A 26,425-nucleotide genomic window follows, 5' to 3' on the forward strand; every position below is an offset into this window, starting at 1 on the left:
ACGAAGGCCCCGGTCAACCGACCGGGGCCTTCGTTCTGCGGAGCGGACGACCAGGTTCGAACTGGCGACCTCAACCTTGGCAAGGTTGCGCTCTACCAACTGAGCTACGTCCGCACTGCGCCGTGGCGCGAGGCCAACTATACCCAACCTCGCTCCCGTGCGAGACGCACTGCCGTGTGCCGGTTCTCCGCTCCGAGCTTGGAGGCGGCGGACGACAGATAGTTCCGTACGGTCCCCTGGGACAGCGCGGCCCGCTCGGCGATCTCCGAGACGGGCGCCCCGTCGGCGGCGAATTCGAGCACCTCGGCCTCGCGCGCGGTCAGCGGCGAGTCCCCGGCGGCGATCGCGTCGGCGGCCAACTCGGGGTCCACATAACGGTTTCCCGCGTGCACGGTACGGATGATCTCCGCGAGCCGCTGCGCGCTGACCGTCTTCGGGACGAACCCTCGCACACCTGCCGCAAGCGCCCGCTTCAGATGGCCGGGGCGCCCGTGACTCGTCACGATCAGTACCCGGCACGCGGGCAGTTCGGCCCGCAGCGATGTGGCCACCCTCACACCGTCCGCCCCCGGCATCTGCAGATCGAGGACGGCGACGTCGGGAGCGTGCGCCCGCGCCATCGCCAGCGCCTCCGGGCCGGTGGCCGCCTCGGCCACCACGACCAGGTCGTCCTCCAGCGCCAGCAGCGCGGCAAGCGCGCCCCGGATCAGATGCTCGTCGTCGGCGAGGAGAAGGCGTACGGGCCGCACGGGCTCCCCGGCCGGTACCGGCTGTACGGGGGTCGTCACGACGCCACCTCGCTCGCCGGAAGAAGGACGGACCCCGGTTCCCCCACGCTCTCGGGCAACGGCACCTCCGCCGTGAGCCGGAACAGCCCCTTCCCGGCCGGCCCCGCCCGCAGCTCCCCGTCGATCGCCGACAACCTCTCCCGCAGCCCCGCGAGCCCGGAGCCCCGGCCCTCCCCGGGCCCCCGCACCCCGTCGTTCTCCACCGTGAGCACGACCCGCCCCTCCGCCACCCGCAGGGTTACGGTGCAGCGCTCGGCGTCCCCGTGCCGCAGCACGTTCGTGGCCGCCTCCCGCACCACCCAGCCGAGCGCCGACTGCACCCCGGCGGGGAGCCCGGCGGACTCCCCGGTCACTTCGCAGGTGATCCCGGCGGCCCTCAACACGCCCTGTGCGCCGGTGAGTTCGGTGTCCAGGTCGGCTTCCCGGTATCCCCGTACGACCTCGCGCACCTCCCGCTGCGACTCCCGGGCGATCCGCTGCACCTCGATCATCTGGTCCACTGCCTCGGGCCTCTCCCGCCGCGCCAGTTGCACGGCCAGCTCGCTCTTCAGCGCGATCACCGCGAGGTTGCGGCCCATCACGTCGTGCAGGTCGCGCCCGAAACGGAGCCGTTCCTCGGCGACGGCGAGTCGGGCGCGGGTCTCGCGGGCCTCGTCGAGCGCGTAGACGGCGTTGAGCAGCCAGACGGAGAAGAGCGAGGTGAAGGCGAGGAAGCCGGCGCCGACCAGCACGACGACGGCTGCGGCCAGGGCGGTGGAGCCGGGCATGCCCAGCGGGAACGCCGTGATTCCGCCGCCCGCCGCGAAGCCGGTCACCACCGCGAACACGCGCCGTCGGTTGCGGATGCCGAGCGCGAGGGTGCCGGCACCGAAGCTCAGTACGCCGCCGAAGAGCGAGCCCGCGACGGTGTCGACGCCGTCGGTGTCGGGGCCCCGTTCAGCGAGCCCGATCGCGGCGATCGCGAGCAGCGCGGTGACCGCCCCGAGCATGATCAGGAGCCGTACGGGCTGTTCGCGGCGGCCGCGGGTCCAGTCGATCGCCCGGGACGCGGTCACGGCGCAGCACAGCGCGTGCACGCCCACCACCAGCAGCAGCCAGCCCGAGAGAGGTGTTCCGACCTGGGAGAAGGCCGGCAGTCCGAACGCGGCGACCTCGATCACGGCGAAGAAGTGGAACGACCAGCGTGTGTATGTCTCGACCTGCTGCGCGGTGCTCTTGCGCCGCCACCAGTTGCCCGGTCTGCTCATGCCCCGCCCCTGTGTACGTGCTCGCTCACCGCCGCGGCTCCCAGCGGAACCACCGTCGTACAGCAAACACGGCGACGACCGTCCAGGCCACTGCCGTGCTGACGGCGCCCAACGCCTCGTACGGGGAGAGGCCGCCGCTCCAGCCACCGCCGCTCCAGCCGGCCCGGAGCAGCCGGATCGCCGGGGAGAGCGGCAGGAGTTCGCAGAAGGAGGCGACCCGGTCGGGCAGCACCTCGGGAGGCAGCGCGATGCCCGAGCCGAACATGGACACGAACAGCACCGGCAGCGCGGTGACCTGCGCGCTCTCCACGGTCCTGCTGAAGCTCGCGGTGAGCGCCGCCAGCGCGGCACACAGCACGAGGCCCAACAGCAGCCCCAGGACGGCCAGATGGGGCGCGCGAGGCGCCGGGGCGTCGAGCAGTGCGGTGCAGCCGACGGCGAGCAGCAGGGACTGCAGGAGGCCGAGGGTGGCGGCGGGCAGCGCGGCGCCGGTGAGGATCTCGTGGTCGCCGAGTTCGCCGGTGCGCAGCCGTTTGAGGACGAGTTCCTCGCGGCGGGCGACGTAGACGCTGACCAGCGACGAGTACACCGTGAAGAGCAGGGAGAAGCCGATCGCGGCGGTGAGCATCACCGTGCCGACGGTGAGGCCCTCGGCCTTGAGGTCCAGCCCCTCGACCGCGGGCCGCACGCTGAACGGCACCGCGAGCGGTACGAACAGCGCCGTGACCATCGCGCCCTTGTTGCGGCTCAGCAGGGTCAGCTCGGCCCGCGCGAGGGCGCCCAGCCGGCCGGCCGGGGTGGTCACTGTCATCGTGCTCGCTGTCACCGCGCTCATGCCACGGCCTCCTTCTCGGTCATGGTGTCCGCGGCCCCCTGCCGTCCCGCCGCCTCCCGCGCGATCCGCAGGAAGGCCTCCTCCAGCGAGGCGGCGCGCACATCGAGTCCGCGCAGTTCGACACCGGCCCGCTCGGCCCACACCAGAAGCGCGGTGGCGGTGCGTTGGAGTTCGTTGGTGCGCAGCCGGACCGTGCGGCCGGACGTGTCGTGGCCGCTCACGCCGAGCTCGGCGAGGGGCGGCAGGTCTCCGACGAACCAGCCGTCGGGCAGTGCGAAGGAGATCCGGGACGGCTGGGAGGCGGTCACCTCGGTGAGCGTGCCGGAGACGGCGATGCGCCCCTCGTGGAGGATCGCCAGCCGGTCGGCCAGCTCCTCCGCCTCCTCCAGGTAGTGCGTGGTCAGCAGCACGGTCGTACCGTCGTCGCGCAGCTGCCGTACCAACTCCCAGGTCTCCCGGCGCCCTTCGGCGTCGAGCCCGGTCGTCGGCTCGTCGAGGAAGAGGACCTCGGGGCGGCCGAGGAGCGCGAGCGCCAGGTCCAGGCGCCGCCGTTCGCCGCCGGACAGCTGCTTGACCCGTACGCGGGCCCGCCGCTCCAGGCCGACCAGCGCCAGCGCCTCGTCCAGCGGCCGGGCCCCGCTGGTGCAGCCCGCCCACATCCGTACGGTCTCCGCGACCGTCAGCTCGGAGGGGAAGCCGCCCTCCTGCAGCATCACGCCGATCCGGGGCCGTACGGCTGCCCGTTGCGTGTACGGATCGTGTCCGAGGACGCGTACGCGCCCGGCGGCCGGGGGCGCGAGCCCTTCCAGCAGCTCGACCGTCGATGTCTTGCCGGCGCCGTTCGTGCCGAGGAGCGCGAAGACCTCACCACGGGCCACCGAGAACGTGACTCCGCGCACAGCCTTGAATTCCCCGCCGCGCCCCGCGCCTCCGCGGCCGTCTCCCCCGTACACGCGCCGCAGGTCAGTGACCTCAATCACGTCGTCGTGCTCGTTGCTGTTCATGAAATCAGCGTCCCCGCGGACGGGACCCGGCAGCAGTGCGCGGTGTCATCACTCCCCATGACAAATGTCAGAGAGCACGGCCGTCGCGGAGATCGCGCGCACGAAAAAGACCCCGGTCGATGACCGGGGTCTTTCTTCTGGAGCGGACGACCAGGTTCGAACTGGCGACCTCAACCTTGGCAAGGTTGCGCTCTACCAACTGAGCTACGTCCGCATTGCCTCCGACCAGCTCTCACTGATCGGCGCGAGCACCACCTTACCTGATCCAGAAGGATGCCCGGTAAGGGATGCAGAGCGGGTGACAGGAATTGCACACTGCGCCTTCCCCCTGGAAGGGGGATGTTCTGCTACTGAACTACACCCGCGTGACTCCGTGAGGTTCGGCTTTTCGGCCTGGCCCCTCGGCGTGTTCCAGACTCTAGCTGACCAGCGGGGGGTGAGCGCAAGTCGACTGTCCTCAGGGGCGGATGGCCGGGCCCTGTGAAGGGCCCGGCGCGGCTCCGCCGGGAGTCGGCCGGCGTCGGCCGGTCCGTCGACGGGTCGGCCGACAGGCGCTTCGGCCGACGCGTCAGTGCGCCTCGGCGAACGCCTCGTAGACCTTCTTGGGGATGCGGCCCCGCGGCGGCACGTCCAGCTTGTTGGAACGGGCCCAGGCGCGGACGGCCGCCGGGTCGGGGGTCAACGCGGTGTGCGTGTACGCCTTCCCGGACTTCGACTGCTTGCGGCCTGCCTCGACGTACTGGGCGAGGGCCGTCCGCAGTTTCTTGGCGTTGGCTTGATTCAGGTCGATCTCGTACGACTTGCCGTCCAGACCGAAGGCGATCGTCTCCGCCGCTTCTGAGCCGTCGATGTCGTCGGAGAGAGTGACCACGACACGCTGCGCCACGAATATCGGTCCCTTCGTGCGGCACCTCCGCGATCACACCCCATGACGTGCTGAGACGTCATGAAGATGTCGGAGAGATGTCGACTGTCCGGCTGTTATTGAGGAAAGTATCGGCTATTGCCAATTCATTTGTACAGTGCCTGGCATTGCAATGTGAAGACCGACTAAATCCCTCCGCGTGTCCCGGCGCAATGGACTTCCACCGGTCTTCCGGGATTTTTCCCCGAATTTTCCGTGAAGGTACCCCCGCTGACGCGTGTTGGTGATGACGGTCACGTAGGAAGCTACGAATCTACGCGAGTAGAAATTTTGTGCAGGTAGTCTGAAGGAACCTGCTCAGCACCACACACCGGGAGTGCCAGTGGCACGCGTCGTAGTCGACGTCATGCTCAAGCCGGAGATCCTCGACCCCCAGGGCCAGGCGGTGCAGCGTGCACTGCCGCGCCTCGGTTTCGAGGGCATCTCCGACGTACGTCAGGGAAAGCGATTCGAACTGGAAGTTGACGGGCCGGTGGACGATGCCGCTCTCGCCCGCATCCACGATCTTGCGGAATCCTTCCTCGCCAACACCGTGATCGAGAACTTCACCGTCAAGGTGGAGGAAGTCGCGGAGGCCGCGAAGTGACCGCTCGTATTGGCGTCGTCACTTTCCCCGGCAGCCTCGACGACCGGGACACGCAGCGTGCGATCAGGATCGCCGGCGCGGAGCCCGTCGCTCTCTGGCACAAGGACAAGGACCTCAAGCAGGTCGACGCCGTGGTGCTGCCCGGCGGTTTCTCCTACGGCGACTATCTGCGGGCCGGCGCGATCTCGCGCTTCTCGCCGGTGATGGAGACCGTCATCGAGCAGGCGAAGTCGGGAATGCCGGTTCTCGGCATCTGCAACGGCTTCCAGGTCCTCACGGAGGCGCATCTCCTGCCCGGCGGGATGCTCGGCAACGACCACCTTCACTTCATCTGCCGTGACCAGAAGCTGCGGGTGGAGAACGCGGAGACCGCCTGGAGCGCCGACTACACGGCCGGCCAGGAGATCCACATCCCGCTGAAGAACATGGACGGGCGGTACGTCGCCGACGCGCGCACCCTCGACATGCTGGAGGCGGAGGGCCGGGTCGCGTTCCGTTACGTGGACTTCAACCCGAACGGCTCGCTCAACGACATCGCCGGCATCACCAACGAGGCCGGGAACGTCGTGGGCCTCATGCCGCACCCGGAGCACGCGGTCGAGCCCCTCATCGGGTCCGGTCGCACCGACGGCCTCCCCTTCTTCACCTCGATCCTCAAGAAGCTGGTCAACGCATGAGCCGCACGCCTCTGGACACGGTCGAGAACGCGGCCGCTACCCCTGACGTCGAGCTGCCCTGGGCCGAACTCGGCCTGAAGAAGGACGAGTACGAGCGGGTCGTGGAGATCCTCGGCCGCCGGCCCACCGGCGCCGAGCTCGCCATGTACTCGGTCATGTGGTCCGAGCACTGCTCCTACAAGTCGTCCAAGGTGCACCTGCGCCAGTTCGGCGAGAAGGCCCCGCAGAGCGATGCGCTGCTCGTCGGCATCGGTGAGAACGCCGGTGTCGTCGACGTCGGCCAGGGCTACGCGGTCACCTTCAAGGTCGAGTCGCACAACCACCCGTCGTACGTCGAGCCCTACCAGGGCGCGGCCACCGGCGTCGGCGGCATCGTGCGCGACATCATCGCGATGGGCGCGCGCCCGGTCGCGGTCGTCGACCCGCTGCGCTTCGGCGCGGCCGACCACCCCGACACCAAGCGCGTCCTGCCGGGCGTGGTCGCGGGCATCGGCGGCTACGGCAACTGCCTGGGCCTGCCGAACATCGGCGGCGAGGTCGTCTTCGACGCCTGCTACCAGGGCAACCCGCTGGTCAACGCCGGCGCCATCGGCGTGATGCGGCACGAGGACATCCACCTCGCCAAGGCGTCCGGCTCCGGCAACAAGGTCATCCTGTACGGGGCCCGCACGGGCGGCGACGGCATCGGCGGCGCCTCCATCCTGGCGAGCGAGACCTTCGACGACGCCAAGCCGTCGAAGCGTCCCGCCGTGCAGGTCGGCGACCCCTTCCAGGAGAAGCTGCTCATCGAGTGCACCCTGGAGGCGTTCGCCGAGAAGCTGGTCGTCGGCATCCAGGACCTCGGTGCGGCCGGACTGTCCTGCGCCACCAGCGAGTTGGCGTCCAACGGCTCCGGCGGCATGCGCGTCACCCTGGACGACGTACCGCTGCGCGACTCCACGCTGTCGCCCGAGGAAATCCTCATGAGCGAGTCGCAGGAGCGCATGTGCGCGGTCGTCGAGCCCTCGAAGGTCGACCGCTTCCTGGAGATCTGCGACAAGTGGGACGTCATCGCCACGGTCATTGGCGAAGTGACTGACGGCGACCGTCTTGAGATCTACTGGCACGGCGGCAAGATCGTCGACGTCGACCCGCGCACGGTCGCGCACGACGGCCCGGTCTACGAGCGCCCGTACGCCCGCCCGGAGTGGCAGGACGCACTTCAGGCGGACGACGCGAACAAGCTGCCCCGGCCTGCGACGTCGGACGAGCTGAAGGACCAGGTCCTCCGGTTGGTCTCGTCCCCGAACCAGGCGTCCAAGAAGTGGATCACCTCGCAGTACGACCACTTCGTGCAGGGCAACACGGTGCTGGCGCAGCCCGAGGACTCGGGCATGATCCGCATCGACGAGGAGACCGGCCTCGGCGTCGCCATCGCGACCGACGGCAACGGCCGGTACGCGAAGCTCGACCCGTACACCGGCGCGCAGTTGGCGCTCGCGGAGGCGTACCGCAACGTGGCGACGACCGGTGCCAAGCCGCTCGCCGTCTCCGACTGTCTGAACTTCGGCTCGCCCGAGGACCCGGCGGTGATGTGGCAGTTCGCGGAGGCCATCCGTGGACTGGCCGACGGCTGCCTGCAGTTGGGCACCCCGGTGACCGGTGGCAACGTCTCGCTGTACAACCAGACGGGCGAGGCCGCCATCCACCCGACCCCGGTCGTGGCCGTACTGGGCGTCATCGACGACGTCGCCCGCCGCACGCCCGTCGCCTTCCAGGAAGAGGGCCAGCTCCTCTACCTGCTCGGTGACACCCGCGAGGAGTTCGGCGGTTCGGCCTGGTCGCAGGTCGTCCACGACCACCTCGGCGGTCTGCCCCCGAAGGTCGACCTGGAGCGTGAGCGGCTGCTCGGCGAGATCCTGATCTCCGCCTCCCGCGACGGGATGATCGACTCCGCGCACGACCTGTCCGACGGCGGTCTGATCCAGGCGGTGGTCGAGTCCGCACTGCTCGGCGGCAAGGGTGCGCGGCTGATCGTCCCGGACGGTCTCGACGCGTTCACCTTCCTCTTCTCGGAGTCGGCGGGCCGCGCGGTCGTCGCCGTCCCGCGCTCGGAGGAGCTCCGCTTCAACGACATGTGCGGGGCCCGCGGTCTGCCCGTGACCCGTATCGGCGTCGTCGACGGAGACACCGTGGACGTCCAGGGCGAGTTCGCGCTCCCCCTGGAGGAGCTGCGCACGGCGCACGAGGGCACCATCCCGGCGCTGCTCGCGTAAGCGGTCAGGCAGTCGAGCAGTCGTACGACGGTCAAGGCCTCGCCCGTTTCGACGGGCGAGGCCTTTGCCATGTGAGCGTCAGGCCGGGACCGGTTCGGCCTCCCGTATCGGTGCCGGGCCCTGCGACCCGTGCTCCTTCGGCAGCCGCAGGGCCAGCAGTCCGGCCAGGGTCATCAGGCCGGCGCCGCCCCAGAACGCCACCTGCGTCGCGTCGATGAAGGCGTGCACGCCGTCCGTGTGGGCCGCGCCGGTCAGCCCGGCGAGGGCGCTGACGTCACCGCCGGGTCCGTGGGCGGCGTACATGCGGGCCAGGATCGTGCCGAAGACGGAGGCGCCGAGGGCGGTGCCCAGGGTCTGGAAGAAGCGGATCGAGGTCGTGGCGACGCCGAGCTGGTGGCGTGGGGCGGCGTCCTGGACGAGCAGGATCAGCTGGCCGAGCAGCTGCCCGAACCCGGCGCCGGCCAACAGGAGTTCGGTGCGGATCAGCCACAGCGAGGTGTCGGGCCCCGTGGTGGTGGCGAGCAGCACGAAGGTGAGGGCGGTGGTGAGCGTGCCGCTGACGGTGAAGGTGCGAGCCGTCCAGCCACGGGCGGCGAGCGGGCCGGAGAGCAGTCCGGTCGCCGACATGCCGACCGCCATCGGAAGCAGGTAGAGGCCCGCGGAGGAGCTGCCTATGCCGCGTGCGACCTGCAGATAGATCAGTACGTAGTAGATGGCGCACATCATCGAGCCGCCCATGATCGCCTGGATGGCGAAGCCCAGGCGCAGCTCGCGGACCCTGAACAGGGAGAGCGGGAGCACGGGTTCGGGAGCCCGGGTCTGCCGCCACAGGAAGAGGGCGAGGGCCGCGGCGGCCGCCAGGATCAGCCCGATGACGACGGGTGACGACCAGGCGTACTGATTGCCGCCCCAGTCGGTGACCAGGAGCAGTGCGCTGGAGAACGCGGCCGCGAGCGCGGCGCCCGCATAGTCGATCGGGCGGCGCACATGCTGCTCCGGCAGTTTCAGGGCGAAGGCGGAGGCGGTCAGCACCGCGAGGCCGACCGGCAGGTTGACGTAGAAGATCCAGCGCCAGCTCGCGTGGTCGGCCAGCAGGCCGCCGATCCAGGGGCCTATGGCCATGGCGCCGCCCGCGACGAGCCCGCCGACATTGGTGCCCTTGCCGGCGCCCTTCTCGCCCGGGCCCTTGAGGTGGGCGATCACCACCATCGTGACGCTCATCAGGCCGCCGCCGCCCAGGCCCTGTATCGCGCGGGCCGCGATGAGCTGGGTCATCGACTGGGCGGCGCCGCACAGAGCGGAGCCCAGCAGGAAGGTGGCGATCGCGCCGGTGAACACGCGCTTGGGGCCGAGGACGTCGCAGAGCTTGCCGTACAGCGGGAGCATCGCGGCCGAGGCGAGTGCGTACGCGCTGACCAGCCACGGGATCTTGTCGATGCCGTGGGCGGGATCGAGGTCGCGGACGATCGGAACGGTGGCGGCGGACACGATCTGCAGGTCCAGGACGGCCAGAACGATCGTCAGGAGGCAGACGAGGAAGCCGACTTTGCGCTGGGTCTCGGTCATGGGCACCACGATGACCCAGCAACATGTACTGAGTCAATCTTTTATCCGAGACGAGTTTTCATCCGGGGTGAGTTTTCTGCTGAGCTTAAATTTCGCCTTGGTACAGTGTGGCCATGGCTGAGGTGATGGGGCTGCGCGAGCGCAAGAAGCTGCAGACCGGGAAGCGGATCTACCGGACCGCCGTCGAGCTGTTCGTCGAGCGTGGCTTCGACAACGTCTCGATGCAGGAGATCGCCGACGCGTCCGAGGTCTCCAAGATGACCGTCTTCAACTACTTCGGTTCCAAAGAGGACTTGGTCTTCCTCCCTGTGGCGGAGCACTTCTCCGACGCGGCCCGCGCGGTCCGCGATCGCGAGCCGGGCGAGTCCGCGGTGGATGCCGTACGCCGCCAGTTCCTGGAGATGGTCGAGGCGCGCGACCCGGCGGTGGGACTGCACAGCGAGCCCTTCTCCCGCCAGGTGCGCCAACTCGTCATGGAGACGCCGGTCCTGATGGAACGTGCCTTCATCGCCGCCCAGAAGGGCACCCGGGACCTGTCCGCCCTCCTCGCCGAGGAGACCGGCGACCCGACGCTCGCCACGATCGCCGCCGCCATGCTCAGCGCCGCCCGCAACGCCCTGATCGAGGAACACCACAACCGCGTCACCGCCGGCGAGAGCCCTGACTCGGTCGCCGCCGACGCCGCCGAACGCACCGAAAGGGCCTTCGGGCTGGTCGAAAAGGGCCTGAGCGGATACGCGGTGAAGCCCTAGGCTCTCCGCCATGCCCCCAGCCAAGAAGCGCGCGCGCACGTACGACCCCGCCAAGATCCGCACGGCGGTCCTCGCACAGTTCGCGCACGTACGAGCAGGCGTGAGCGCGCTCGACGAAGAGCAGCTGGCGCTGGCCACGGACCTGGGGGACTGGACCGTACGGGAGCTGGCCGCGCACCTCACCATGGCCGTCGCGACCGTCAGCCGCAACCTCGACCGCGAGGAACCGGCGAAGGCCGAACTCGGCCTGCTGGACTGGGCGTCCGGGACCGCCGCGCGGGCCGCCGCCATCGACGACGGCACGCGCGCGCTCGCCGAGGCCAACCCCGACCTCGACGCGCTCTACGCCCAGGTCGAGGAGCGGATCACCGAGGATCTGGCGGCCGCCCCGGCGGACCGGCTGCTCGCCACGAGCGCGGGCGCCCTGTCCCTCGGCGACTACCTCGTCACCCGCACCGTCGAACTCGTCGTGCACACCGACGACCTGAACCGCGCCGTCCCCGGCCTCGACATCCCGCACGACCGCCAGGCACTCGCCGCCTGCACCCGGCTGCTGGCCGACACCCTCGCCGCGCGGGCGCCCGGCGCCTCGACCGAGGTGCGGATCCCGCCGTACGCCGTCGTGCAGTGCGTCGAGGGGCCCCGGCACACCCGCGGCACCCCGCCGAACGTCGTCGAGACCGATCCGCTGACCTGGATCCGGCTCGCGACCGGACGCCTCGCCTGGAAGACCGCCCTCGACGAGGCGAAGGTCAGCGCGAGCGGGGAGCGGGCGGACCTGGGCGGGCTGCTGCCCCTGATGGGCTGAGCCCCCCTGGCGTGGAGGGCGGATGGAACCAATCACCCCGCCCGTCCCGTCACATCGGCATGGACAGGCAGCGACTGACACTCTCCGCCCTGACGCTCACCACCCTCACCGTGTTCCCGCTCGCCGTGGCCTGCGGCAACGAGACGGGAAGCACCTCGGTCGGTGCGGGCACGCGGTCGTCCGTCACCGGCGTCCACTGGACCGTCGACAGCGTCACCGTGAAGGGGACCAGCAGGAAGGCCCCCACCGGAGCGAACGTCGAGATCGGCGACGACGGCAGGGTCCAGGGCAACTACGGCTGCAACCACTTCTACGCCACCGCCGACTTCAAGGGCGACCGCCTCGACCTCGGCGAGACACAGGCAACGGAGATGGCCTGCGAAGAGGGCGCCATGAAGTTCGAGGACACCCTCGCGCGCACGCTCGCCGACGGTGCGCTGACGGCCGAGGTCGGCAAGAACGCGCTGACGCTCACCACGGACGACGGCGACCGCGTCCACCTCACCAAGGAGCAGGACGCCCCGCTCCACGGCACGAAGTGGACCATCACGGCACTCGGTGACGCGGACGTCGCCGAGTCCCTTCCTAAGGGCGCCAAGGCGTATCTGACCGTGGACGCGAAGGGCAGGCTCACCGGCCGCCTGGGCTGCAACGACGTCACCGCGAAAGCCACCGTCCGCGACGGACATATCACCCTGGGCGCTCCGGCCACCACCCGAATGATGTGCGACCGCTCACTCATGAACACCGAGAAGACCCTGCTGGGCCTCTTCAGGAGCACGGTCGCGTACGAACTGGATCACCGCACCCTCGCGCTGACCAGCACAAACGGCACAAGGGTCACCGCTGTCGCCGAACGGTGATCCACCGGAGCCCGGAATCCCCAATTCGGACCAGTGGTCGATCTCGCCTACACTCGGAGCCGTGCCACGTGGTGACGGTCGACTCAGTCATGATCTGCTCCCCGGCGAGAAAGGCCCCCAGGACGCTTGCGGCGTCTTCGGTGTCTGGGCTCCCGGCGAAGAGGTCGCCAAGCTCACTTACTTCGGGCTCTACGCCCTCCAGCATCGGGGCCAGGAATCCGCGGGAATCGCGGTGAGCAACGGCTCCCAGATCCTCGTCTTCAAGGACATGGGCCTTGTGTCCCAGGTCTTCGACGAGACCTCGCTCGGTTCGCTCCAGGGTCATATCGCGGTCGGTCACGCCCGCTACTCGACCACCGGTGCCTCCGTGTGGGAGAACGCCCAGCCGACGTTCCGTGCCACCGCGCACGGCTCCATCGCGCTCGGCCACAACGGCAACCTGGTCAACACGGCGCAGCTCGCCGAGATGGTCGCCGACCTCCCCAAGGACAACAACGGCCGGTCCACCCGCGTGGCCGCCACCAACGACACCGACCTGCTCACCGCGCTCCTCGCGGCCCAGGTCGACGACGACGGCAAGCCCCTCACCATAGAAGAGGCTTCCGCCAAGATCCTCCCGCAGGTCCAGGGCGCCTTCAGCCTCGTCTTCATGGACGAGCACACCCTGTACGCGGCCCGCGACCCGCAGGGCATCCGCCCGCTGGTCCTCGGCCGCCTGGAGCGCGGCTGGGTCGTCGCCTCCGAGTCCGCCGCCCTCGACATCTGCGGTGCCGCGTACGTCCGCGAGATCGAGCCGGGCGAGTTCGTCGCCATCGACGAGAACGGCCTGCGCACCTCCCGATTCGCGGACGCGAAGCCCAAGGGCTGTGTCTTCGAGTACGTGTATCTGGCCCGTCCCGACACGGACATCGCCGGCCGGAACGTGTACCTCTCGCGTGTCGAGATGGGCCGCAAGCTCGCCAAGGAAGCCCCCGTCGAAGCCGATCTGGTCATAGCGACCCCGGAATCCGGGACGCCCGCCGCGATCGGCTACGCGGAGGCCAGCGGAATCCCCTTCGGCGCCGGACTCGTCAAGAACGCCTACGTCGGCCGGACCTTCATCCAACCCTCGCAGACGATCCGCCAGCTCGGCATCCGCCTGAAGCTGAACCCGCTCAAGGAAGTCATCAAGGGCAAGCGCCTGGTCGTCGTCGACGACTCGATCGTGCGGGGCAACACCCAGCGCGCGCTGGTCCGCATGCTCCGCGAGGCGGGCGCCGCCGAGGTCCACATCCGGATCTCGTCGCCCCCCGTGAAGTGGCCCTGCTTCTTCGGCATCGACTTCGCCACCCGCGCCGAACTGATCGCCAACGGCATGACCGTGGAGGAGATCGGCACCTCGCTGGGCGCCGACTCCCTCTCGTACATCTCCCTCGACGGCATGATCGAGGCGACCACCATCGCCAAGCCGAACCTCTGCCGCGCCTGCTTCGACGGCGAGTACCCGATGGACCTCCCGGACCCCGAGCTGCTGGGCAAGCAGCTTCTGGAGACCGAGCTGGCCGCCGGTCCGGCAGCCACGGCCGCGGCCGACGCGATCCGTCGCCCGTAAGACCCCGCAGCAACACAGCTGTACGACACGAAAGCTCTCAACAGCCATGACTGAGACCAAAGGTGCCAGCTACGCAGCTGCCGGCGTCGACATCGAAGCGGGCGACCGCGCCGTAGAACTCATGAAGGAGTGGGTGAAGAAGACGCAGCGCCCCGAGGTCCTCGGCGGCCTCGGCGGCTTCGCCGGCCTCTTCGACGCCTCCGCCCTCAAGCGCTTCGAGCGCCCGCTGCTCGCCTCCGCCACGGACGGCGTGGGCACGAAGGTCGACCTCGCCCGGCAGCTCGGCGTGTACGACACCATCGGCCACGACCTGGTCGCCATGGTCATGGACGACATCGTGGTGTGCGGCGCCGAGCCGCTCTTCATGACCGACTACATCTGTGTCGGCAAGGTCCATCCCGAGCGTGTCGCCGCCATCGTGAAGGGCATCGCCGAGGGCTGTGTGCTCGCCGGCTGCGCCCTCGTGGGCGGCGAGACGGCCGAGCACCCGGGCCTGCTGGGCCCGGACGACTTCGACGTCGCGGGCGCCGGCACGGGCGTGGTCGAGGCCGACCAGCTGCTCGGCCCGGATCGTATCCGTACGGGTGACGCGGTCATCGCCATGGCGGCCTCCGGCCTTCACTCGAACGGGTACTCGCTCGTCCGTCATGTCCTGCTGAACCAGGCGGGCATGGCCCTGGACGCGCGGATCGAGGAGTTCGGCCGCACGCTCGGCGAGGAGCTCCTGGAGCCCACCAAGATCTACTCGCTGGACTGCCTGGCGCTCACCCGCACGACCGAGGTGCACGCCTTCAGCCACGTCACCGGCGGCGGCCTGGCGGCCAACCTGGCCCGCGTCATCCCGGACGGCCTGCACGCGATCGTCGACCGTGAGACGTGGACCCCGGCCCCCGTCTTCGACCTCGTCGGCCGGACCGGTCAGGTCGAGCGCCTGGAGCTGGAGAAGACACTGAACATGGGCGTCGGCATGATCGCGATCGTCCCCGAGGAGTCGGCGGACGCGGCCCTGGCCACGCTCGAGGACCGTGGCGTGGAAGCCTGGATCGCCGGTGAGATCACCGAGCGCGGCGAGCACACCACGGGCGCGGCGCTCATCGGCGACTACGCCAAGTAAGCCGAGTACGGCAGCACAAAACCCGGTCCGGCGCCTAAGCCCCGGACCGGGTGAAGTGCAGTTGCTACGAGAACAACGAGAACTGCGAGGGCCGCGCGGTCAAGCGCCGCGGCGTTGCGACGAAGGACCGGACTCGTCGTCCTCGTCCTCATCGTCGTTATAGAGATCCGCGTACTGGGCGTACGGGTCATCTTCCTCGTCGTCGTCTTCGAACGGCTCGCCATTCGGCGGCTGGCTCGAAGTCGAAGCGCCCAGCTCATTGGCCAGACGCGACAGATCAGTCCCGCCGCTGCTGTACTTCAGCTGGCGGGCGACCTTCGTCTGCTTGGCCTTTGCCCGGCCGCGCCCCATGGCTCGACCCCCTCGGATACGGGGCTCGACGGCCCCAGAGTCTTGACACGCGTTCATGATCTGGAACGGGCTCTCCGTGGAGAGACCGGTCCGTAGGGCTTCCACGGTACCTGAGCCCACGCCCATACGGTACGTCGCCCGCAGGACGGGCCTGGTCCCAGAACCCGCGAGGTGCCCCGTCCTCGCTGGTCAACCGCGATTTTAACCTCTTCTTGGCGCCCGACCCGCCGACGGACGTGAGAGTTCTCTCCAAGTCGTCCGTCGACGGGCCTCCGGTGCCCGCCCGAAGATCAGCGGCGACGGGCCTCCGCCATCCGCTGCTCGGCGATCCGGTCGGCCGCCGCAGCCGGCGGAATCCCGTCTTCCTTCGCACGTGCGAAGATTCCCAGAGTGGTGTCGAAGATCTTCGACGCCTTCGCCTTGCACCGCTCGAAGTCGAAGCCGTGCAGCTCGTCGGCGACCTGGATGACACCGCCCGCGTTCACCACGTAGTCCGGCGCGTAGAGGATTCCGCGGTCGGCGAGGTCCTTCTCCACGCCCGGGTGCGCGAGCTGGTTGTTGGCCGCGCCGCACACCACCTTGGCGGTCAGCACCGGCACGGAGTCGTCGTTCAGGGCGCCGCCCAGCGCGCAGGGGGCGTAGATGTCGAGGCCCTCCACCCGGATCAACGCCTCGGTGTCCGCGACGGCCGTGACGCCCTCCGGGTGCCGGTCCAGGATCCGGCGCACCGACTCCTCCCGGACGTCCGTGATCACGACCTCGGCGCCCTCGTCCCGCAGGTGCTGCACGAGGTGGTGGCCGACCTTGCCGACGCCCGCGACGCCGACCCTGCGGCCGCGCAGCGACGGGTCGCCCCACAGGAACTGGGCGGAGGCCCGCATGCCCTGGAAGACACCGAAGGCGGTCAGCACGGACGAGTCGCCGGCGCCGCCGTTCTCGGGGGAGCGACCGGTCGTCCAGCGGCACTCGCGGGCCACCACGTCCATGTCGGCGACGTACGTGCCGACGTCGCACGCCGTCACGTAACGCCCGCCCAGCGAGGCCACGAACCGCCCGTAGGCGAGGAGCAGCTCCTCGCTCTTCAGCGTGTCCGGGTCGCCGATGATGACGGCCTTGCCGCCGCCGTGGTCGAGACCGGCCATGGCGTTCTTGTACGACATCCCGCGCGCGAGGTTCAGCGCGTCCGCGACGGCCTCCTCCTCGCTCGCGTACGGGTAGAAGCGGGTGCCGCCGAGGGCGGGGCCCAGCGCGGTGGAGTGGAGGGCGATGACGGCCTTGAGGCCGCTGGCCCGGTCCTGACAGAGCACGACTTGCTCATGACCGCCCTGCTCCGAGTGGAACAAGGTGTGCAGTACATCAGCAGAGGCGCCGGTTACGTCGGTCACGGTGGTGACTCCCAGGTAAGTTGCGGCGGTTGGAAGCAGCTCCCGTACGGGTGGCGGGGCTGTTGGGCAAGAGATTAGAGCCTGCGCCTCCTCGCCAGCCGCGCAGTGTTCAGGATCACCCACGCACGAGGTACGGCCGTGGTTCGCTTCGCATAGATTTCCCGCGCGCTTGTGGGCGGGTTTCGAAGGTTTCCCTGGTAGCTCGCGGGGGAGGGAAGGGGCGTGCCCAAGGTGTCCTCGGTGATCGTCCCGTACGCGACCTACCTGCGCGTGTACGAACCACTGGCCGCCTTCCCGGACCCGGAGCGCGACCACTGGGCGCGGTACGCCCGGCGCCCGGCGCGCCCCTCGTACCAGGACGAGCTGCGCCGTTCCCTCGCCGACCTGCTGCCCACCCCGCCGATCCCGGTGCCGGTGCACGAGAGCGGCGACGCCTTCGTGCTGGACGTCGACGGGGTGCTCTGCGTCTGCCCCTGGCGCACCCGCCTGCGCGGCTGGCAGGCGCTCGACGAGCTGGCCGAGGGCATGCCGGCGCCGGTCCTGGACGCCGTCCTGCCGCCGCTCGTGCGCCGCCAGGCCGCCCAGGACTACGAACGCTGGCTGGCCCGCAACCCCGACGCCCGGCCGTGGATCCGCACGGCGACCTGGCAGGTGCCGCTGAACTGGTTCGTGCTGGTCTCCGACGAGGAGCGCCGCTACGACAAGGCCTCCGGTGACGACCCGCCCATGCTGCGCTACCGGACGCCGATGGTGCAGGCGCGGCGGCGGGTGGCGCGGGCGCTGCGGACGCTCAGGGAGACGATCGACGAGGGGCCGCTGATCGACGGTCTGGTGGACGTGGGCCGCTGGCTGGAGGAGTTCCACCCACGCTCGCTGGTGGAGCTGGACTACGGCGGCCTGGTGCATGTGCTGCCGGCGGGGGACCTCGAAGGGGACCACTCGGCGGCCGACGTCGCGGAGGGCATCGAGGCGCTGCGCAACGGGGACGGGGCGACCGCGGGCGAGGCGTACGGCCGGCTCGTGGAACGCTGGCGTTCGGTCCGCGACCGGCGCTCGGCGAACTGACGTACGGTCATCACACGGCGGGGAACCGCCACTACGGGACGTAGGTCCCGATCCGGGCTTTTGCCCCAAGCGTGACGGACCGCACTTACACGGGCCTTGCCTCTTACGCCCCTCCTCGTGTCAAAATAGGACAAGGAGCTCGGGGGAAGCTCCCTCTGCCCACGTATGGGTGGAATCTCAGCATTGCACGCTATGGGGGGTCTGGTGACTCCTGATCGTCCTGTGACTGATCGTCACAGTGGCGTGACTGTCCGCTATGGCATGGTCCATCGGCTTCCGTCGCTGATGAACACCTGGGAGGGCAATTCCATCGGTTTGGCCTACGCGGCTGGACGGATGGTGTAGTTGTAGTGCCGAGGACAAGCCGTTCGTCCTATAACCGACTCGACCCGCGTCCGCCATTTCGGGCAACGCGGGTCAAGGTGCAGAATTTAGAGGAAAGAACCGAGAAGGTTCGGTTCTCCCGAGGAGGCCGCTCATGACCGCTCGCACCCCTGATGCCGAGCCGCTGCTGACCCCGGCTGAGGTCGCCACGATGTTCCGCGTTGACCCCAAGACGGTCACGCGGTGGGCGAAGGCCGGCAAGCTCACTTCCATCCGCACGCTCGGCGGGCACCGCCGCTACCGCGAGGCGGAGGTCCGCGCACTACTGGCGGGTATCCCCCAGCAGCGCAGCGAGGCCTGAACAACCGCATAACCGGGCAATTCGGTAGGTCCCCCAACCCGCCGAGGCGTCCGAACCAAAGCTCCAAGCGACGCGGGTCCTGCCCCAACAGGTCCCACGCCCGACCCAACTGAACAAGCGACAAGGGTGCGTCGTAGATCGCGCTGGACTCCGCCGGGTCCAGCGCGATCTTTTTTGTGCCCCGGTGGCGCCTGTTGGCCCGGATCTGTGCGCTGTACGACCGACCTGTGAGCGGCCTTGTCGGACTCTGGGGAGGGGTGTCGGATCTCCTGTGTGAGACCTCGGGGACCGGTGCAATTGCACATATTAAATTGACCAGTTGTAGGCGAGGCGTAAGTTCCGCAGTTTCAAAAACCTATGCGGTGACACCCGTCACACGCCGGGGTCCTTGTTGCCCTTGGCGCATCTGCGCTAGAGGAGTCCAGGCTCCCACGCCGGGCCGGCCTGCCCGTCGCCGGTGGTCACGCCGTGGAGGGGCTCCCCTCCTCGGTGCCCGCCCGCACGCCGTCGTCGTCGTCCTCCTCGTCGTACGGGGAGGGCTGCATGGCCAGTCGCAGGAGCTGATGGCAGATCGGGCAGTGCCGCGTCAGATGGCGGTACCCGGTAGCGGCCGACAGGTGGGCGCGGAGCAGGGCCCGCGTCTCGTGCCTAGCGGTCGCCGCCATATGCCACCTCCATGAACCCCACGGGGCCGCCCGACGGGGCGAGGGTCCTGGTTTCTGGGGTACCGGCGGAATGTGACGGCGTCAAGACACACCGTAGGCCCGGAACTTCACCTCCGGGCCTGGGTGTACGGCGACGGGGCCCGGTGGGGGTGCTGGTGTGGCGGGTGGGGCGCGGAGAGGGCGCACGCGGAGGCTGGTCCGGTGGATGGGACGCGGAGAAGGCCCGCACGGGGGCTGGTCCGGCGAGTGGCGCACGAAGAAGGCCCGCACCAAATGGCGCGGGCCTTCATCTTCATGCGGTCCTGACGGGATTTGCTGTGTCGGATTGCGGCTGCGCCGCGGGCGCGGCCTCCGCCTCGGCAGGGCAGCGGGCCCGGCCGAGGTGGATGGCACGCGATGAAGGCCCGCACGGGGGCTGGTCCGGCGAGTGGCGCACGAAGAAGGCCCGCACCAAATGGCGCGGGCCTTCATCTCTATGCGGTCCTGACGGGATTTGAACCCGCGGCCTCCACCTTGACAGGGTGGCGAGCACTCCAAACTGCTCCACAGGACCAGGTTTCGCAGTGCGATTCTTGCGTTGCGCTGCGAAAAGAGACTGTACAGGAGGGGGAGCCCAGGGTCGAACTCACCCAGTGTGCATGCCCCGTTACGGCGCGGCCGCGTCGATCGCCTTCACGATGCGCTTGTCGGAGACGGGATACGCCGTGCCGAGCGCGTGCGCGAAGTAACTGACGCGGAGCTCCTCGATCATCCAGCGGATGTCCAGAACCGTGGACGGGACGGGCCGCCCCTGCGGCAACTGCTCGAGCAGCCACGCGTACTCGTCCTGCATCTCGTGGACCTTCTCCATACGGGTGGTGTCCCGCTGGACGCTCGTCGGCATCTGCTGCAACCGGCGGTCGGCCGCGACCAGATACCGCATCAGGTCCGGCAGCCGCCGCAGCCCGGTCTCCGTCACGAAGCCCGGCTTCACGAGGGCGTCCAGCTGCTTGCGTACGTCCGTCAGGTTCGCCAGCAGCGTCGGGCTCCTGGTGGCCTTCAGACGGCGCTCACAGGCCTGCCAGGCGGCAAGGACCTGCTGCACCTGCCCGACCGTCCGCACGGTCGTGTCGACGATCTCGGCGCGCACCTTCTCGTACAGCTTCCGGTACGACTCCTCGTCCCACGCCGGCCCGCCGAAGTCCCCTATCAGCTTGTCCGCGGCCGCCATCGCGCAGTCGTCGAAGAGAGCCTGGATCGAGCCGTGCGGATTCGCGGACAGGGCCAGCTTCTGGGCGTTCGTCAGCTTGTCCGAGGCGAACTTCGCAGGGTTCACCGGGATGTTGCGCAGGATCAGCCGCCGCGTGCCCTTCCACATCGCCAGCGTCTGCTCCGCCTCGGTGTCGAAGAGGCGTACGGAGACGGTGTCGCCGTCGTCGACCAGCCCCGGGTACGCCTTCACGGGCTGCCCGGCGCGCCGGGTCTCGAAGACGCGGGTGAGCGAACCGATCGTCCAGTCGGTCAGCCCCTTGCGCTCCAGGGACTCGCCGCCCTCGCGCTCGGCGGTCGCCGCGGCCGCCTGAGAGATCGCCTGCCGCGCCTTCGGCTTCAGCCGGAGCTTCAGCGCCTCCAGGTCCTTGTCCTCGGAGTCCCCGGCAACCCTGCGGCGCCGCTCGTCGACGATCCGGAAGGTGATGCGCAGATGCTCGGGGACCCTCGACCAGTCGAAGTCGTCGGCCGTGAACGGCACGCCGACCATCCGCTTCAGTTCCCGCGCCATGGTGACAGTGAGCGGCTCCTGCAGGGGCACGGCCCGCTCCAGGAACTTCTGGGCGAAGTTCGGGGCGGGGACGTAGTGCCGGCGGATCGGCTTCGGGAGGGAACGGATCAGCTCCGTGACGACTTCCTCCCTCAGACCCGGGATCTGCCAGTCGAAGCCCTCGTCCGTGACCTGGTTGAGCACCTGGAGCGGGACGTGGACGGTGACACCGTCGGCGTCCGCGCCCGGCTCGAACTGGTAGGTGACGCGGAACTTCAGCGGCCCCTGACGCCACGAGTCCGGGTAGTCGTCCTTGCTGACATCCCCCGCGCGCTCGTTGATGAGCATCGACCGCTCGAAGTCGAGGAACTCGGGCTCCTCATGGCGCTTGTGCTTCCACCACGAGTCGAAGTGCGCGCCGGACACGACATGGTCGGGCACCCGCTGGTCGTAGAAGTCGAAGAGCGTCTCGTCGTCGACGAGGATGTCGCGGCGCCGCGCCCGGTGCTCCAACTCCTCGACCTCGGTGAGGAGTTTGCGGTTGTCGGCGAAGAACTTGTGGTGCGTGCGCCAGTCGCCCTCGACGAGCGCGTTGCGGATGAACAGCTCGCGGCTGGCCTCCGGGTCGATCCGCCCGTAGTTGACCTTGCGCTGGGCGACGATCGGTACGCCGTACAGCGTGACCTTCTCGTACGCCATCACGGCCGCCTGGTCCTTCTCCCAGTGCGGCTCGCTGTACGTCCGCTTGAGGAGATGGCCGGCGAGGGGCTCCACCCACTCCGGCTCGATCCGCGCGTTGACGCGGGCCCACAGGCGCGAGGTCTCCACCAGCTCCGCGGACATCACGAAGCGCGGGGGCTTCTTGAAGAGCGCCGAACCCGGGAAGATCGCGAACTTGGCGCTCCGCGCCCCCAGGTACTCGTTCTTCCCCGTGCTCCTCCCGCTCTCCCCTCCGGTCTCCTTCACGTCCTTCATGCCGATGTGGGAGAGGAGGCCGGCGAGAAGGGAGACGTGGACGCTCTGCTCGGGGGCGTCGTCCTCGTTGAGATGAATCCCCATCTGCTTTGCGACCGTGCGGAGTTGGGAGTAGATGTCCTGCCACTCCCGGATGCGCAGGAAGTTCAGGTACTCCTGCTTGCACATCCGCCGGAAGGAGCTCGAACCGCGCTCCTTCTGCTGCTCCCGTACGTAACGCCACAGGTTGAGGAACGCGAGGAAATCGCTCGACTCGTCCTTGAAGCGGGCGTGCTGCTGGTCCGCCTGCGCCTGCTTCTCGGCGGGACGCTCACGCGGGTCCTGGATGGACAGCGCGGCGGCGATCACCATGACCTCGCGCGCACAGCCGTTCTTGTCGGCCTCCAGGACCATCCGGGCCAGCCGCGGGTCCACGGGCAGCTGGGCGAGCTTGCGGCCGCTGTCCGTGAGCCGTTTGCGTACGTCCTTCTGCGCCGGGTCCAACGCACCCAGTTCCTGCAGGAGTTGGACGCCGTCGCGGATGTTGCGGTGGTCCGGCGGGTCGATGAAGGGGAACTTCTCGATGTCGCCGAGACCGGCCGCGGTCATCTGGAGGATGACGGAGGCGAGGTTCGTACGCAGGATCTCGGCATCCGTGAACTCCGGGCGCGTGAGGAAGTCGTCCTCGGAGTAGAGGCGGATGCAGATGCCGTCGCTCGTACGGCCGCAGCGGCCCTTGCGCTGGTTGGCGCTGGCCTGCGAGATCGCCTCGATGGGCAGGCGCTGGACCTTGGTGCGGTGGCTGTAGCGGGAGATGCGGGCGTTGCCCGGATCGATGACGTACTTGATGCCGGGGACGGTGAGGGAGGTCTCGGCGACGTTGGTCGCCAGAACGATCCTGCGCCCGGTGTGCTGCTGGAACACGCGGTGCTGCTCGGCGTGCGAGAGCCGGGCGTACAGAGGCAGTACCTCGGTGAACCGGTAGTTCTTCTTCGTCAGCGCGTCGGCGGTGTCGCGGATCTCCCGCTCGCCGGAGAGGAAGACGAGGATGTCCCCCTTGCCCTCCCCCTGGAGCTCCTCGACGGCGTCACAGATCGCGGTGATCTGGTCGCGGTCGGCGTCATCGCCCTCCTCTTCGAGGAGGGGGCGGTAACGGACCTCCACGGGGTACGTGCGTCCGCTGACCTCGACGATGGGCGCTTCGCCGAAGTGGCGGGAGAAACGCTCGGGGTCGATGGTCGCGGAGGTGATGACGACCTTCAGGTCCGGCCGCTTGGGCAGCAGCTGGGCGAGGTAGCCGAGCAGGAAGTCGATGTTCAGGGACCGCTCGTGCGCCTCGTCGATGATGATCGTGTCGTACGCGCGCAGCTCGCGGTCCGTCTGGATCTCGGCGAGCAGGATGCCGTCCGTCATGAGCTTGACGAAGGTCCCCTCCGGGTTCACCTGATCGGTGAAGCGGACCTTCCAGCCGACGGCTTCGCCCAGGGGCGTGTTCATCTCCTCGGCGACGCGCTCGGCGACGGTGCGCGCGGCGATGCGGCGGGGCTGGGTGTGCCCGATCATGCCGCGGACGCCGCGGCCGAGCTCAAGGCAGATCTTCGGGATCTGGGTGGTCTTGCCGGAGCCGGTCTCACCGGCCACGATCACGACCTGGTGATCGCGGATGGCCGCCGCGATCTCGTCCTTCTTCTGGCTGACGGGGAGTTGCTCGGGATACGTGATCGCGGGCACACGTCCGCGTCGCTCGGCCATGCGGACCTCGGCCTTGGCGACCTCGGCGTCGATCTCGGCGAGTACGGCGGCCCTGGCTTCGGGCTTGCGGATCCGGCGCGCGCCCTCGAGCCTGCGCCCGAGCCGGTGCGCGTCGCGCAGGGACAGCTCGGCCAGACGGGGGGCGAGATCGCCGAGGGCGGGGGCAGGATGCGTAGACATACGCGATCCAGGATCTCACCTCGGCGAAAAGACTGGCGAACGCTTTTGCGCTCAGTGGCGCCGGGGGCGGTGTCCGGTGGTGGTCAGTGCTGGTCAGTGGCGGTTCAGGAGGTCGGCGCGGCCGGGGCCGGCACGGCGGCGGGGGCCGGTTCCTGGGCCGGAGCGGGGGCCGGGGCCGCCGGCAGTGGTTCACGGCGGGCGGCGTCGCCGAGAGCGAAGGACTTGGCGGTGTTGGATACGGCCTTGATGCCCAGGTAGGCCGTGGTCATGCTGGTCATCGCGGTGAAGGCGGCGGTCAGCACGCCGACGATCACGGACTTGTCGCCGTCCAGCCGCCACACCCCGACCACGGTGACGACGACGATCGCGCAGTTGCTGAGCACGACGGCCAGCAGCCCGTACCGGGCCCGCGTCCGCTCCAGCTCACTGTCCTCGCCGTACCTGGCCCTGCCCCGGCCCATCGACATGGTTCCCCCGATCACGCACGATCACGCAGCATCGACCGGCAGAACGTAGCGCCGCGGATGGGACGTGCCAAGTTGAACGTGTGAATACGTACGACAGGGAGCGTGCGACGAGGGCGAACGACGAAGACCCCGTCCAGTAGGACGGGGTCTTCGGGTGGTGGCTGGGGCCGGGGTCGAACCGGCGACCTATCGCTTTTCAGGCGATCGCTCGTACCAACTGAGCTACCCAGCCACGCGATTCGCGTGGAATCGCAGCGGTCCTGACGGGATTTGAACCCGCGGCCTCCACCTTGACAGGGTGGCGAGCACTCCAAACTGCTCCACAGGACCAAGCTGTTGTGTGCGTCTTGCGTGACACAGTGTCGCACACGATTTTGCGTGTTCCCAAACCGATTTCGCTCGCCTCCACCGGGGGCGGAGACGCTGGTCAGCTGGGGTGACGTCGCTGGAGCAGCGTATCAGAGGATGAGCTGTGCCCTGAAAAGTTGCGCCGGATTCGCAACAAAAGGCTCATATAGGATCCCTGGTCTGTCTTCGTAGCCTGCGAGCAACCGGGAGAGCCCCCTGTGACTGTAGCGATCGAGTCGTCCGAAGCGCCCGAGGAGCTTGAGGCAATCGAGGAGCTTGAGGCGCCCGGAGAGGCCGAGTCCACGGCAGACCTCATCGTGCCCGCGCAGCGGCCGCACGACTCCGTCGCGCGCGACGCGCGTGAGTTCGGGGCGTACGCGCGCACCGGCGGCTGGGCCTTCGCGCTGAAGGTGGCGCGGAGCGTGCGGCCGGGCGGGCAGGCGGCAGGCGAGACGCCGAAGATCTCGGCGAAGGAGTTCGCGGAACTGGCGGGCTGCTCGCCGGAGCGCGTGATGCGTTACTACAAGGCCTGGGACATGGCGGCCGACGACGGACTCGTCCCGCAGTTCGAGGCCCTGGCGCCCGGCGAGGACATCGAACTGCCCGACGCCGACATCTGGCTCTCCTATTACAGCTCCCGAAACAGCGCCACGTCGGTGCGCGGCACCGCGATCGCCGCGGCGGCCGAGGCGGAGGGCATCCGGCCCACCAAGGCGCTGGAGGTCGCGGAGAACCCCACCGCACTGCGCGCCGCGATCCTTGCCGACCCCTCCACCGCGCAGGCGGCCCGCGCCGCGCTGCTCGACCGGTTGAAGGAGGACCCGAACCTTCAGACGGAGCTGGCGCGCGACATCGCCCGCACCGACGAGCTGAAGAAGGCGGTCGCCACCGAGACCAGGGCGGCCGACCGGATCGGTTACGTCCGCCAGATCGTGGAGAACGGTCAGATCAAGACCCCGGCCGGCCAGACGGTCGAGGCACCGGCCGAACTGCGCGCCGAGGCCGAGCGTCACCTCTCCCTCATCGACGAGCTGGACGAGGACGAGAACACCGGCGAATGGGCCACCGAGGCCTACGACACCGTCAAGAACCTCGTCGTCCAGGCCGTCGAGGCCGATCCCGAGCTGCGCGTCCAGGAACGCCGGACGAAGTTCTACAGCAGCCTGCAGAGGGCCACGAAGGTCTTCGAGGAGCTGACCTTCGACGACGTCGAGGACTTCGAGACCATCTACGAGGACGACATGGTCCAGCGGCTGGAGGAGCTCCAGCAGGCCATCAGCTCCTGCATCAGCGCCCTTCGCAAGGCTGCTCCGACCGACTGAGACAGGCCTCTGGCGCCGAGTTGACACCTCTGGGCGGCGGTACGTAATGTCCTCCGAGTTGTCCGGCGCCAGAGTCGACCTCGGTCGGTCCCCGGACAGCCATTCCACATGAATCCACCAATGAGTCGGCGAATCATCGCCGGGGCATCCGTGTGCGCTTATGCGGAATGAGGAATCCGCGTTCGAAAGGGCGCCCCCCGATTAGCTCGGGAGCCAGGATTCCGCTAGAGTTCAACTCGTCGGAACGGCCCAACAGCTGCGAAGACGAGCCCCGCTGACTGGGAATCAGGACCGAAAGGATCTGATAGAGTCGGAACCGCCGGAAAGGGAAACGCGAAAGCGAAAACCTGGAAAGCTCCGAGGAAATCGGATCGGAAAACGGTCTGATAGAGTCGGAAACGCAAGACCGAAGGGAAGCGCCCGGAGGAAAGCCCCAGAAAATGTTCTGTGGGTGAGTACAAAGGAAGCGTCCGTTCCTTGAGAACTCAACAGCGTGCCAAAA

Annotated in this window: 22 protein-coding genes and 6 tRNA genes; 11 read left to right on the top strand and 17 right to left on the bottom strand. The window is 69.0% G+C overall.

Annotated elements, in window-relative coordinates; translation table 11 throughout:
- Positions 1-41 precede the first annotated feature (41 nt).
- The 8 genes from ABZS97_RS32885 to ABZS97_RS32920 all read right to left on the bottom strand — a co-directional run bounded on the left by ABZS97_RS32885 (position 42) and on the right by ABZS97_RS32920 (position 4,760).
- Positions 42-114 (bottom strand) — tRNA-Gly (locus ABZS97_RS32885).
- A gap of 23 nt (positions 115-137) precedes the next feature.
- Positions 138-749 carry a response regulator transcription factor gene (locus tag ABZS97_RS32890; protein ID WP_356143738.1) on the bottom strand — a complete coding sequence of 204 codons (612 nt, stop codon included), beginning with the start codon at positions 747-749 and terminating at the stop codon, positions 138-140.
- Positions 750-784: 35 nt separating this feature from the next.
- Positions 785-2,035, bottom strand: coding sequence for a sensor histidine kinase (locus ABZS97_RS32895; protein WP_356143705.1), 1,251 nt, complete (start codon positions 2,033-2,035; stop codon positions 785-787).
- A 25-nt stretch (positions 2,036-2,060) separates the two neighbouring features.
- On the bottom strand, positions 2,061-2,870 hold the full coding sequence (locus ABZS97_RS32900; protein WP_356143707.1) for an ABC transporter permease: 810 nt from the start codon (positions 2,868-2,870) through the stop codon (positions 2,061-2,063).
- Positions 2,867-3,874 carry an ABC transporter ATP-binding protein gene (locus tag ABZS97_RS32905; protein WP_356143709.1) on the bottom strand — a complete coding sequence of 336 codons (1,008 nt, stop codon included), beginning with the start codon at positions 3,872-3,874 and terminating at the stop codon, positions 2,867-2,869. Before ABZS97_RS32905 ends, ABZS97_RS32900 begins: the two co-directional genes overlap by 4 nt.
- A gap of 138 nt (positions 3,875-4,012) precedes the next feature.
- Positions 4,013-4,088 (bottom strand) — tRNA-Gly (locus tag ABZS97_RS32910).
- A gap of 79 nt (positions 4,089-4,167) precedes the next feature.
- Positions 4,168-4,239: transfer RNA gene (locus ABZS97_RS32915), tRNA-Gly, on the bottom strand.
- 203 nt (positions 4,240-4,442) lie between these two features.
- Positions 4,443-4,760, bottom strand: a complete 318-nt coding sequence (locus tag ABZS97_RS32920) for an Lsr2 family protein (protein WP_356143711.1) — start codon at positions 4,758-4,760, stop codon at positions 4,443-4,445.
- Positions 4,761-5,121: 361 nt separating this feature from the next.
- Between ABZS97_RS32920 and purS the strand changes: the two genes are divergently transcribed.
- From purS to purL, 3 genes are read left to right on the top strand one after another with little or no spacing between them, the layout of a single operon-like run.
- A complete protein-coding gene (gene purS, locus ABZS97_RS32925) occupies positions 5,122-5,385 on the top strand; it encodes a phosphoribosylformylglycinamidine synthase subunit PurS (protein ID WP_356143713.1) in 264 nt (87 codons plus the stop codon).
- Entirely contained in the window at positions 5,382-6,062 is a 681-nt protein-coding gene (gene purQ, locus ABZS97_RS32930) for a phosphoribosylformylglycinamidine synthase subunit PurQ (protein WP_356143715.1), read from the top strand. The genes purS and purQ overlap by 4 nt, the downstream gene beginning before the upstream one ends.
- Complete coding sequence (purL, locus tag ABZS97_RS32935; protein ID WP_356143717.1) at positions 6,059-8,317, top strand: phosphoribosylformylglycinamidine synthase subunit PurL; 2,259 nt, start codon at positions 6,059-6,061, stop codon at positions 8,315-8,317. The genes purQ and purL overlap by 4 nt, the downstream gene beginning before the upstream one ends.
- A gap of 78 nt (positions 8,318-8,395) precedes the next feature.
- Here purL and ABZS97_RS32940 read toward each other — a convergent pair whose 3' ends face one another.
- Positions 8,396-9,883, bottom strand: a complete 1,488-nt coding sequence (locus tag ABZS97_RS32940; protein WP_356143718.1) for an MFS transporter — start codon at positions 9,881-9,883, stop codon at positions 8,396-8,398.
- Positions 9,884-9,996: 113 nt separating this feature from the next.
- Between ABZS97_RS32940 and ABZS97_RS32945 the strand changes: the two genes are divergently transcribed.
- The 5 genes from ABZS97_RS32945 (at position 9,997) to purM (ending at position 15,011) form a co-directional block, all read left to right on the top strand.
- Positions 9,997-10,635 carry a helix-turn-helix domain-containing protein gene (locus tag ABZS97_RS32945; RefSeq protein WP_356143719.1) on the top strand — a complete coding sequence of 213 codons (639 nt, stop codon included), beginning with the start codon at positions 9,997-9,999 and terminating at the stop codon, positions 10,633-10,635.
- 10 nt (positions 10,636-10,645) lie between these two features.
- The gene (locus tag ABZS97_RS32950) at positions 10,646-11,443 is read left to right on the top strand and encodes a sterol carrier family protein (RefSeq protein WP_356143721.1); all 798 of its coding nucleotides are present in this window, start codon (positions 10,646-10,648) and stop codon (positions 11,441-11,443) included.
- Positions 11,444-11,502: 59 nt separating this feature from the next.
- The gene (locus ABZS97_RS32955) at positions 11,503-12,306 is read left to right on the top strand and encodes an META domain-containing protein (RefSeq protein ID WP_356143723.1); all 804 of its coding nucleotides are present in this window, start codon (positions 11,503-11,505) and stop codon (positions 12,304-12,306) included.
- Between the two features lie 61 nt (positions 12,307-12,367).
- Positions 12,368-13,897, top strand: a complete 1,530-nt coding sequence (purF, locus tag ABZS97_RS32960; protein ID WP_356143724.1) for an amidophosphoribosyltransferase — start codon at positions 12,368-12,370, stop codon at positions 13,895-13,897.
- 46 nt (positions 13,898-13,943) lie between these two features.
- On the top strand, positions 13,944-15,011 hold the full coding sequence (purM, locus tag ABZS97_RS32965) for a phosphoribosylformylglycinamidine cyclo-ligase (protein WP_356143726.1): 1,068 nt from the start codon (positions 13,944-13,946) through the stop codon (positions 15,009-15,011).
- A 99-nt stretch (positions 15,012-15,110) separates the two neighbouring features.
- On the opposite strand, the gene ABZS97_RS32970 is transcribed toward purM, so the two are convergent.
- Positions 15,111-15,362, bottom strand: a complete 252-nt coding sequence (locus tag ABZS97_RS32970; RefSeq protein WP_007383081.1) for a DUF3073 domain-containing protein — start codon at positions 15,360-15,362, stop codon at positions 15,111-15,113.
- Between the two features lie 290 nt (positions 15,363-15,652).
- Positions 15,653-16,747: a Glu/Leu/Phe/Val dehydrogenase dimerization domain-containing protein gene (locus tag ABZS97_RS32975; protein WP_356143728.1), complete on the bottom strand. Its 1,095-nt coding sequence runs from the start codon at positions 16,745-16,747 to the stop codon at positions 15,653-15,655.
- A gap of 222 nt (positions 16,748-16,969) precedes the next feature.
- Between ABZS97_RS32975 and ABZS97_RS32980 the strand changes: the two genes are divergently transcribed.
- Positions 16,970-17,812 (top strand): hypothetical protein, encoded by an 843-nt coding sequence (locus ABZS97_RS32980; protein WP_356143730.1) that lies wholly within the window; start codon positions 16,970-16,972, stop codon positions 17,810-17,812.
- 478 nt (positions 17,813-18,290) lie between these two features.
- Positions 18,291-18,497, top strand: coding sequence for a developmental transcriptional regulator BldC (gene bldC, locus ABZS97_RS32985; protein WP_003949541.1), 207 nt, complete (start codon positions 18,291-18,293; stop codon positions 18,495-18,497).
- A 461-nt stretch (positions 18,498-18,958) separates the two neighbouring features.
- Here bldC and ABZS97_RS32990 read toward each other — a convergent pair whose 3' ends face one another.
- The 6 genes from ABZS97_RS32990 to ABZS97_RS33015 form a co-directional block, all read right to left on the bottom strand.
- Positions 18,959-19,162: a DUF6274 family protein gene (locus ABZS97_RS32990; protein WP_356143732.1), complete on the bottom strand. Its 204-nt coding sequence runs from the start codon at positions 19,160-19,162 to the stop codon at positions 18,959-18,961.
- A gap of 478 nt (positions 19,163-19,640) precedes the next feature.
- Positions 19,641-19,715, bottom strand: a tRNA-Asp gene (locus tag ABZS97_RS32995).
- Between the two features lie 93 nt (positions 19,716-19,808).
- Positions 19,809-23,786 (bottom strand): ATP-dependent RNA helicase HrpA, encoded by a 3,978-nt coding sequence (gene hrpA, locus ABZS97_RS33000; protein WP_356143734.1) that lies wholly within the window; start codon positions 23,784-23,786, stop codon positions 19,809-19,811.
- Between the two features lie 104 nt (positions 23,787-23,890).
- Positions 23,891-24,253 (bottom strand): hypothetical protein, encoded by a 363-nt coding sequence (locus tag ABZS97_RS33005; RefSeq protein WP_356143736.1) that lies wholly within the window; start codon positions 24,251-24,253, stop codon positions 23,891-23,893.
- A gap of 155 nt (positions 24,254-24,408) precedes the next feature.
- Positions 24,409-24,485 (bottom strand) — tRNA-Phe (locus ABZS97_RS33010).
- Between the two features lie 23 nt (positions 24,486-24,508).
- Positions 24,509-24,583: transfer RNA gene (locus ABZS97_RS33015), tRNA-Asp, on the bottom strand.
- A gap of 332 nt (positions 24,584-24,915) precedes the next feature.
- Here ABZS97_RS33015 and ABZS97_RS33020 point away from each other — a divergent pair.
- A complete protein-coding gene (locus tag ABZS97_RS33020) occupies positions 24,916-25,923 on the top strand; it encodes a hypothetical protein (protein WP_356143740.1) in 1,008 nt (335 codons plus the stop codon).
- Positions 25,924-26,425: the final 502 nt, after the last annotated feature.

It is taken from the genome of Streptomyces sp. NPDC005485, assembly GCF_040606085.1.
Lineage (GTDB): Bacteria > Actinomycetota > Actinomycetes > Streptomycetales > Streptomycetaceae > Streptomyces.

Excerpts from the sequence above, each read along its gene's own strand:
- ABZS97_RS32955 (WP_356143723.1), top strand. The coding sequence starts at position 11,503 with ATGGACAGGCAGCGACTGACACTCTCCGCCCTGACGCTCACCACCCTC.
- purM (WP_356143726.1), top strand. The coding sequence starts at position 13,944 with ATGACTGAGACCAAAGGTGCCAGCTACGCAGCTGCCGGCGTCGACATC.
- ABZS97_RS32970 (WP_007383081.1), bottom strand. The coding sequence starts at position 15,362 with ATGGGGCGCGGCCGGGCAAAGGCCAAGCAGACGAAGGTCGCCCGCCAG.
- ABZS97_RS32895 (WP_356143705.1), bottom strand. The coding sequence starts at position 2,035 with ATGAGCAGACCGGGCAACTGGTGGCGGCGCAAGAGCACCGCGCAGCAG.
- bldC (WP_003949541.1), top strand. The coding sequence starts at position 18,291 with ATGACCGCTCGCACCCCTGATGCCGAGCCGCTGCTGACCCCGGCTGAG.
- ABZS97_RS32945 (WP_356143719.1), top strand. The coding sequence starts at position 9,997 with ATGGCTGAGGTGATGGGGCTGCGCGAGCGCAAGAAGCTGCAGACCGGG.
- purL (WP_356143717.1), top strand. The coding sequence starts at position 6,059 with ATGAGCCGCACGCCTCTGGACACGGTCGAGAACGCGGCCGCTACCCCT.
- ABZS97_RS32900 (WP_356143707.1), bottom strand. The coding sequence starts at position 2,870 with ATGAGCGCGGTGACAGCGAGCACGATGACAGTGACCACCCCGGCCGGC.
- ABZS97_RS33005 (WP_356143736.1), bottom strand. The coding sequence starts at position 24,253 with ATGTCGATGGGCCGGGGCAGGGCCAGGTACGGCGAGGACAGTGAGCTG.
- ABZS97_RS32990 (WP_356143732.1), bottom strand. The coding sequence starts at position 19,162 with ATGGCGGCGACCGCTAGGCACGAGACGCGGGCCCTGCTCCGCGCCCAC.
- hrpA (WP_356143734.1), bottom strand. The coding sequence starts at position 23,786 with ATGTCTACGCATCCTGCCCCCGCCCTCGGCGATCTCGCCCCCCGTCTG.
- ABZS97_RS32905 (WP_356143709.1), bottom strand. The coding sequence starts at position 3,874 with ATGAACAGCAACGAGCACGACGACGTGATTGAGGTCACTGACCTGCGG.
- ABZS97_RS32940 (WP_356143718.1), bottom strand. The coding sequence starts at position 9,883 with ATGACCGAGACCCAGCGCAAAGTCGGCTTCCTCGTCTGCCTCCTGACG.
- ABZS97_RS32950 (WP_356143721.1), top strand. The coding sequence starts at position 10,646 with ATGCCCCCAGCCAAGAAGCGCGCGCGCACGTACGACCCCGCCAAGATC.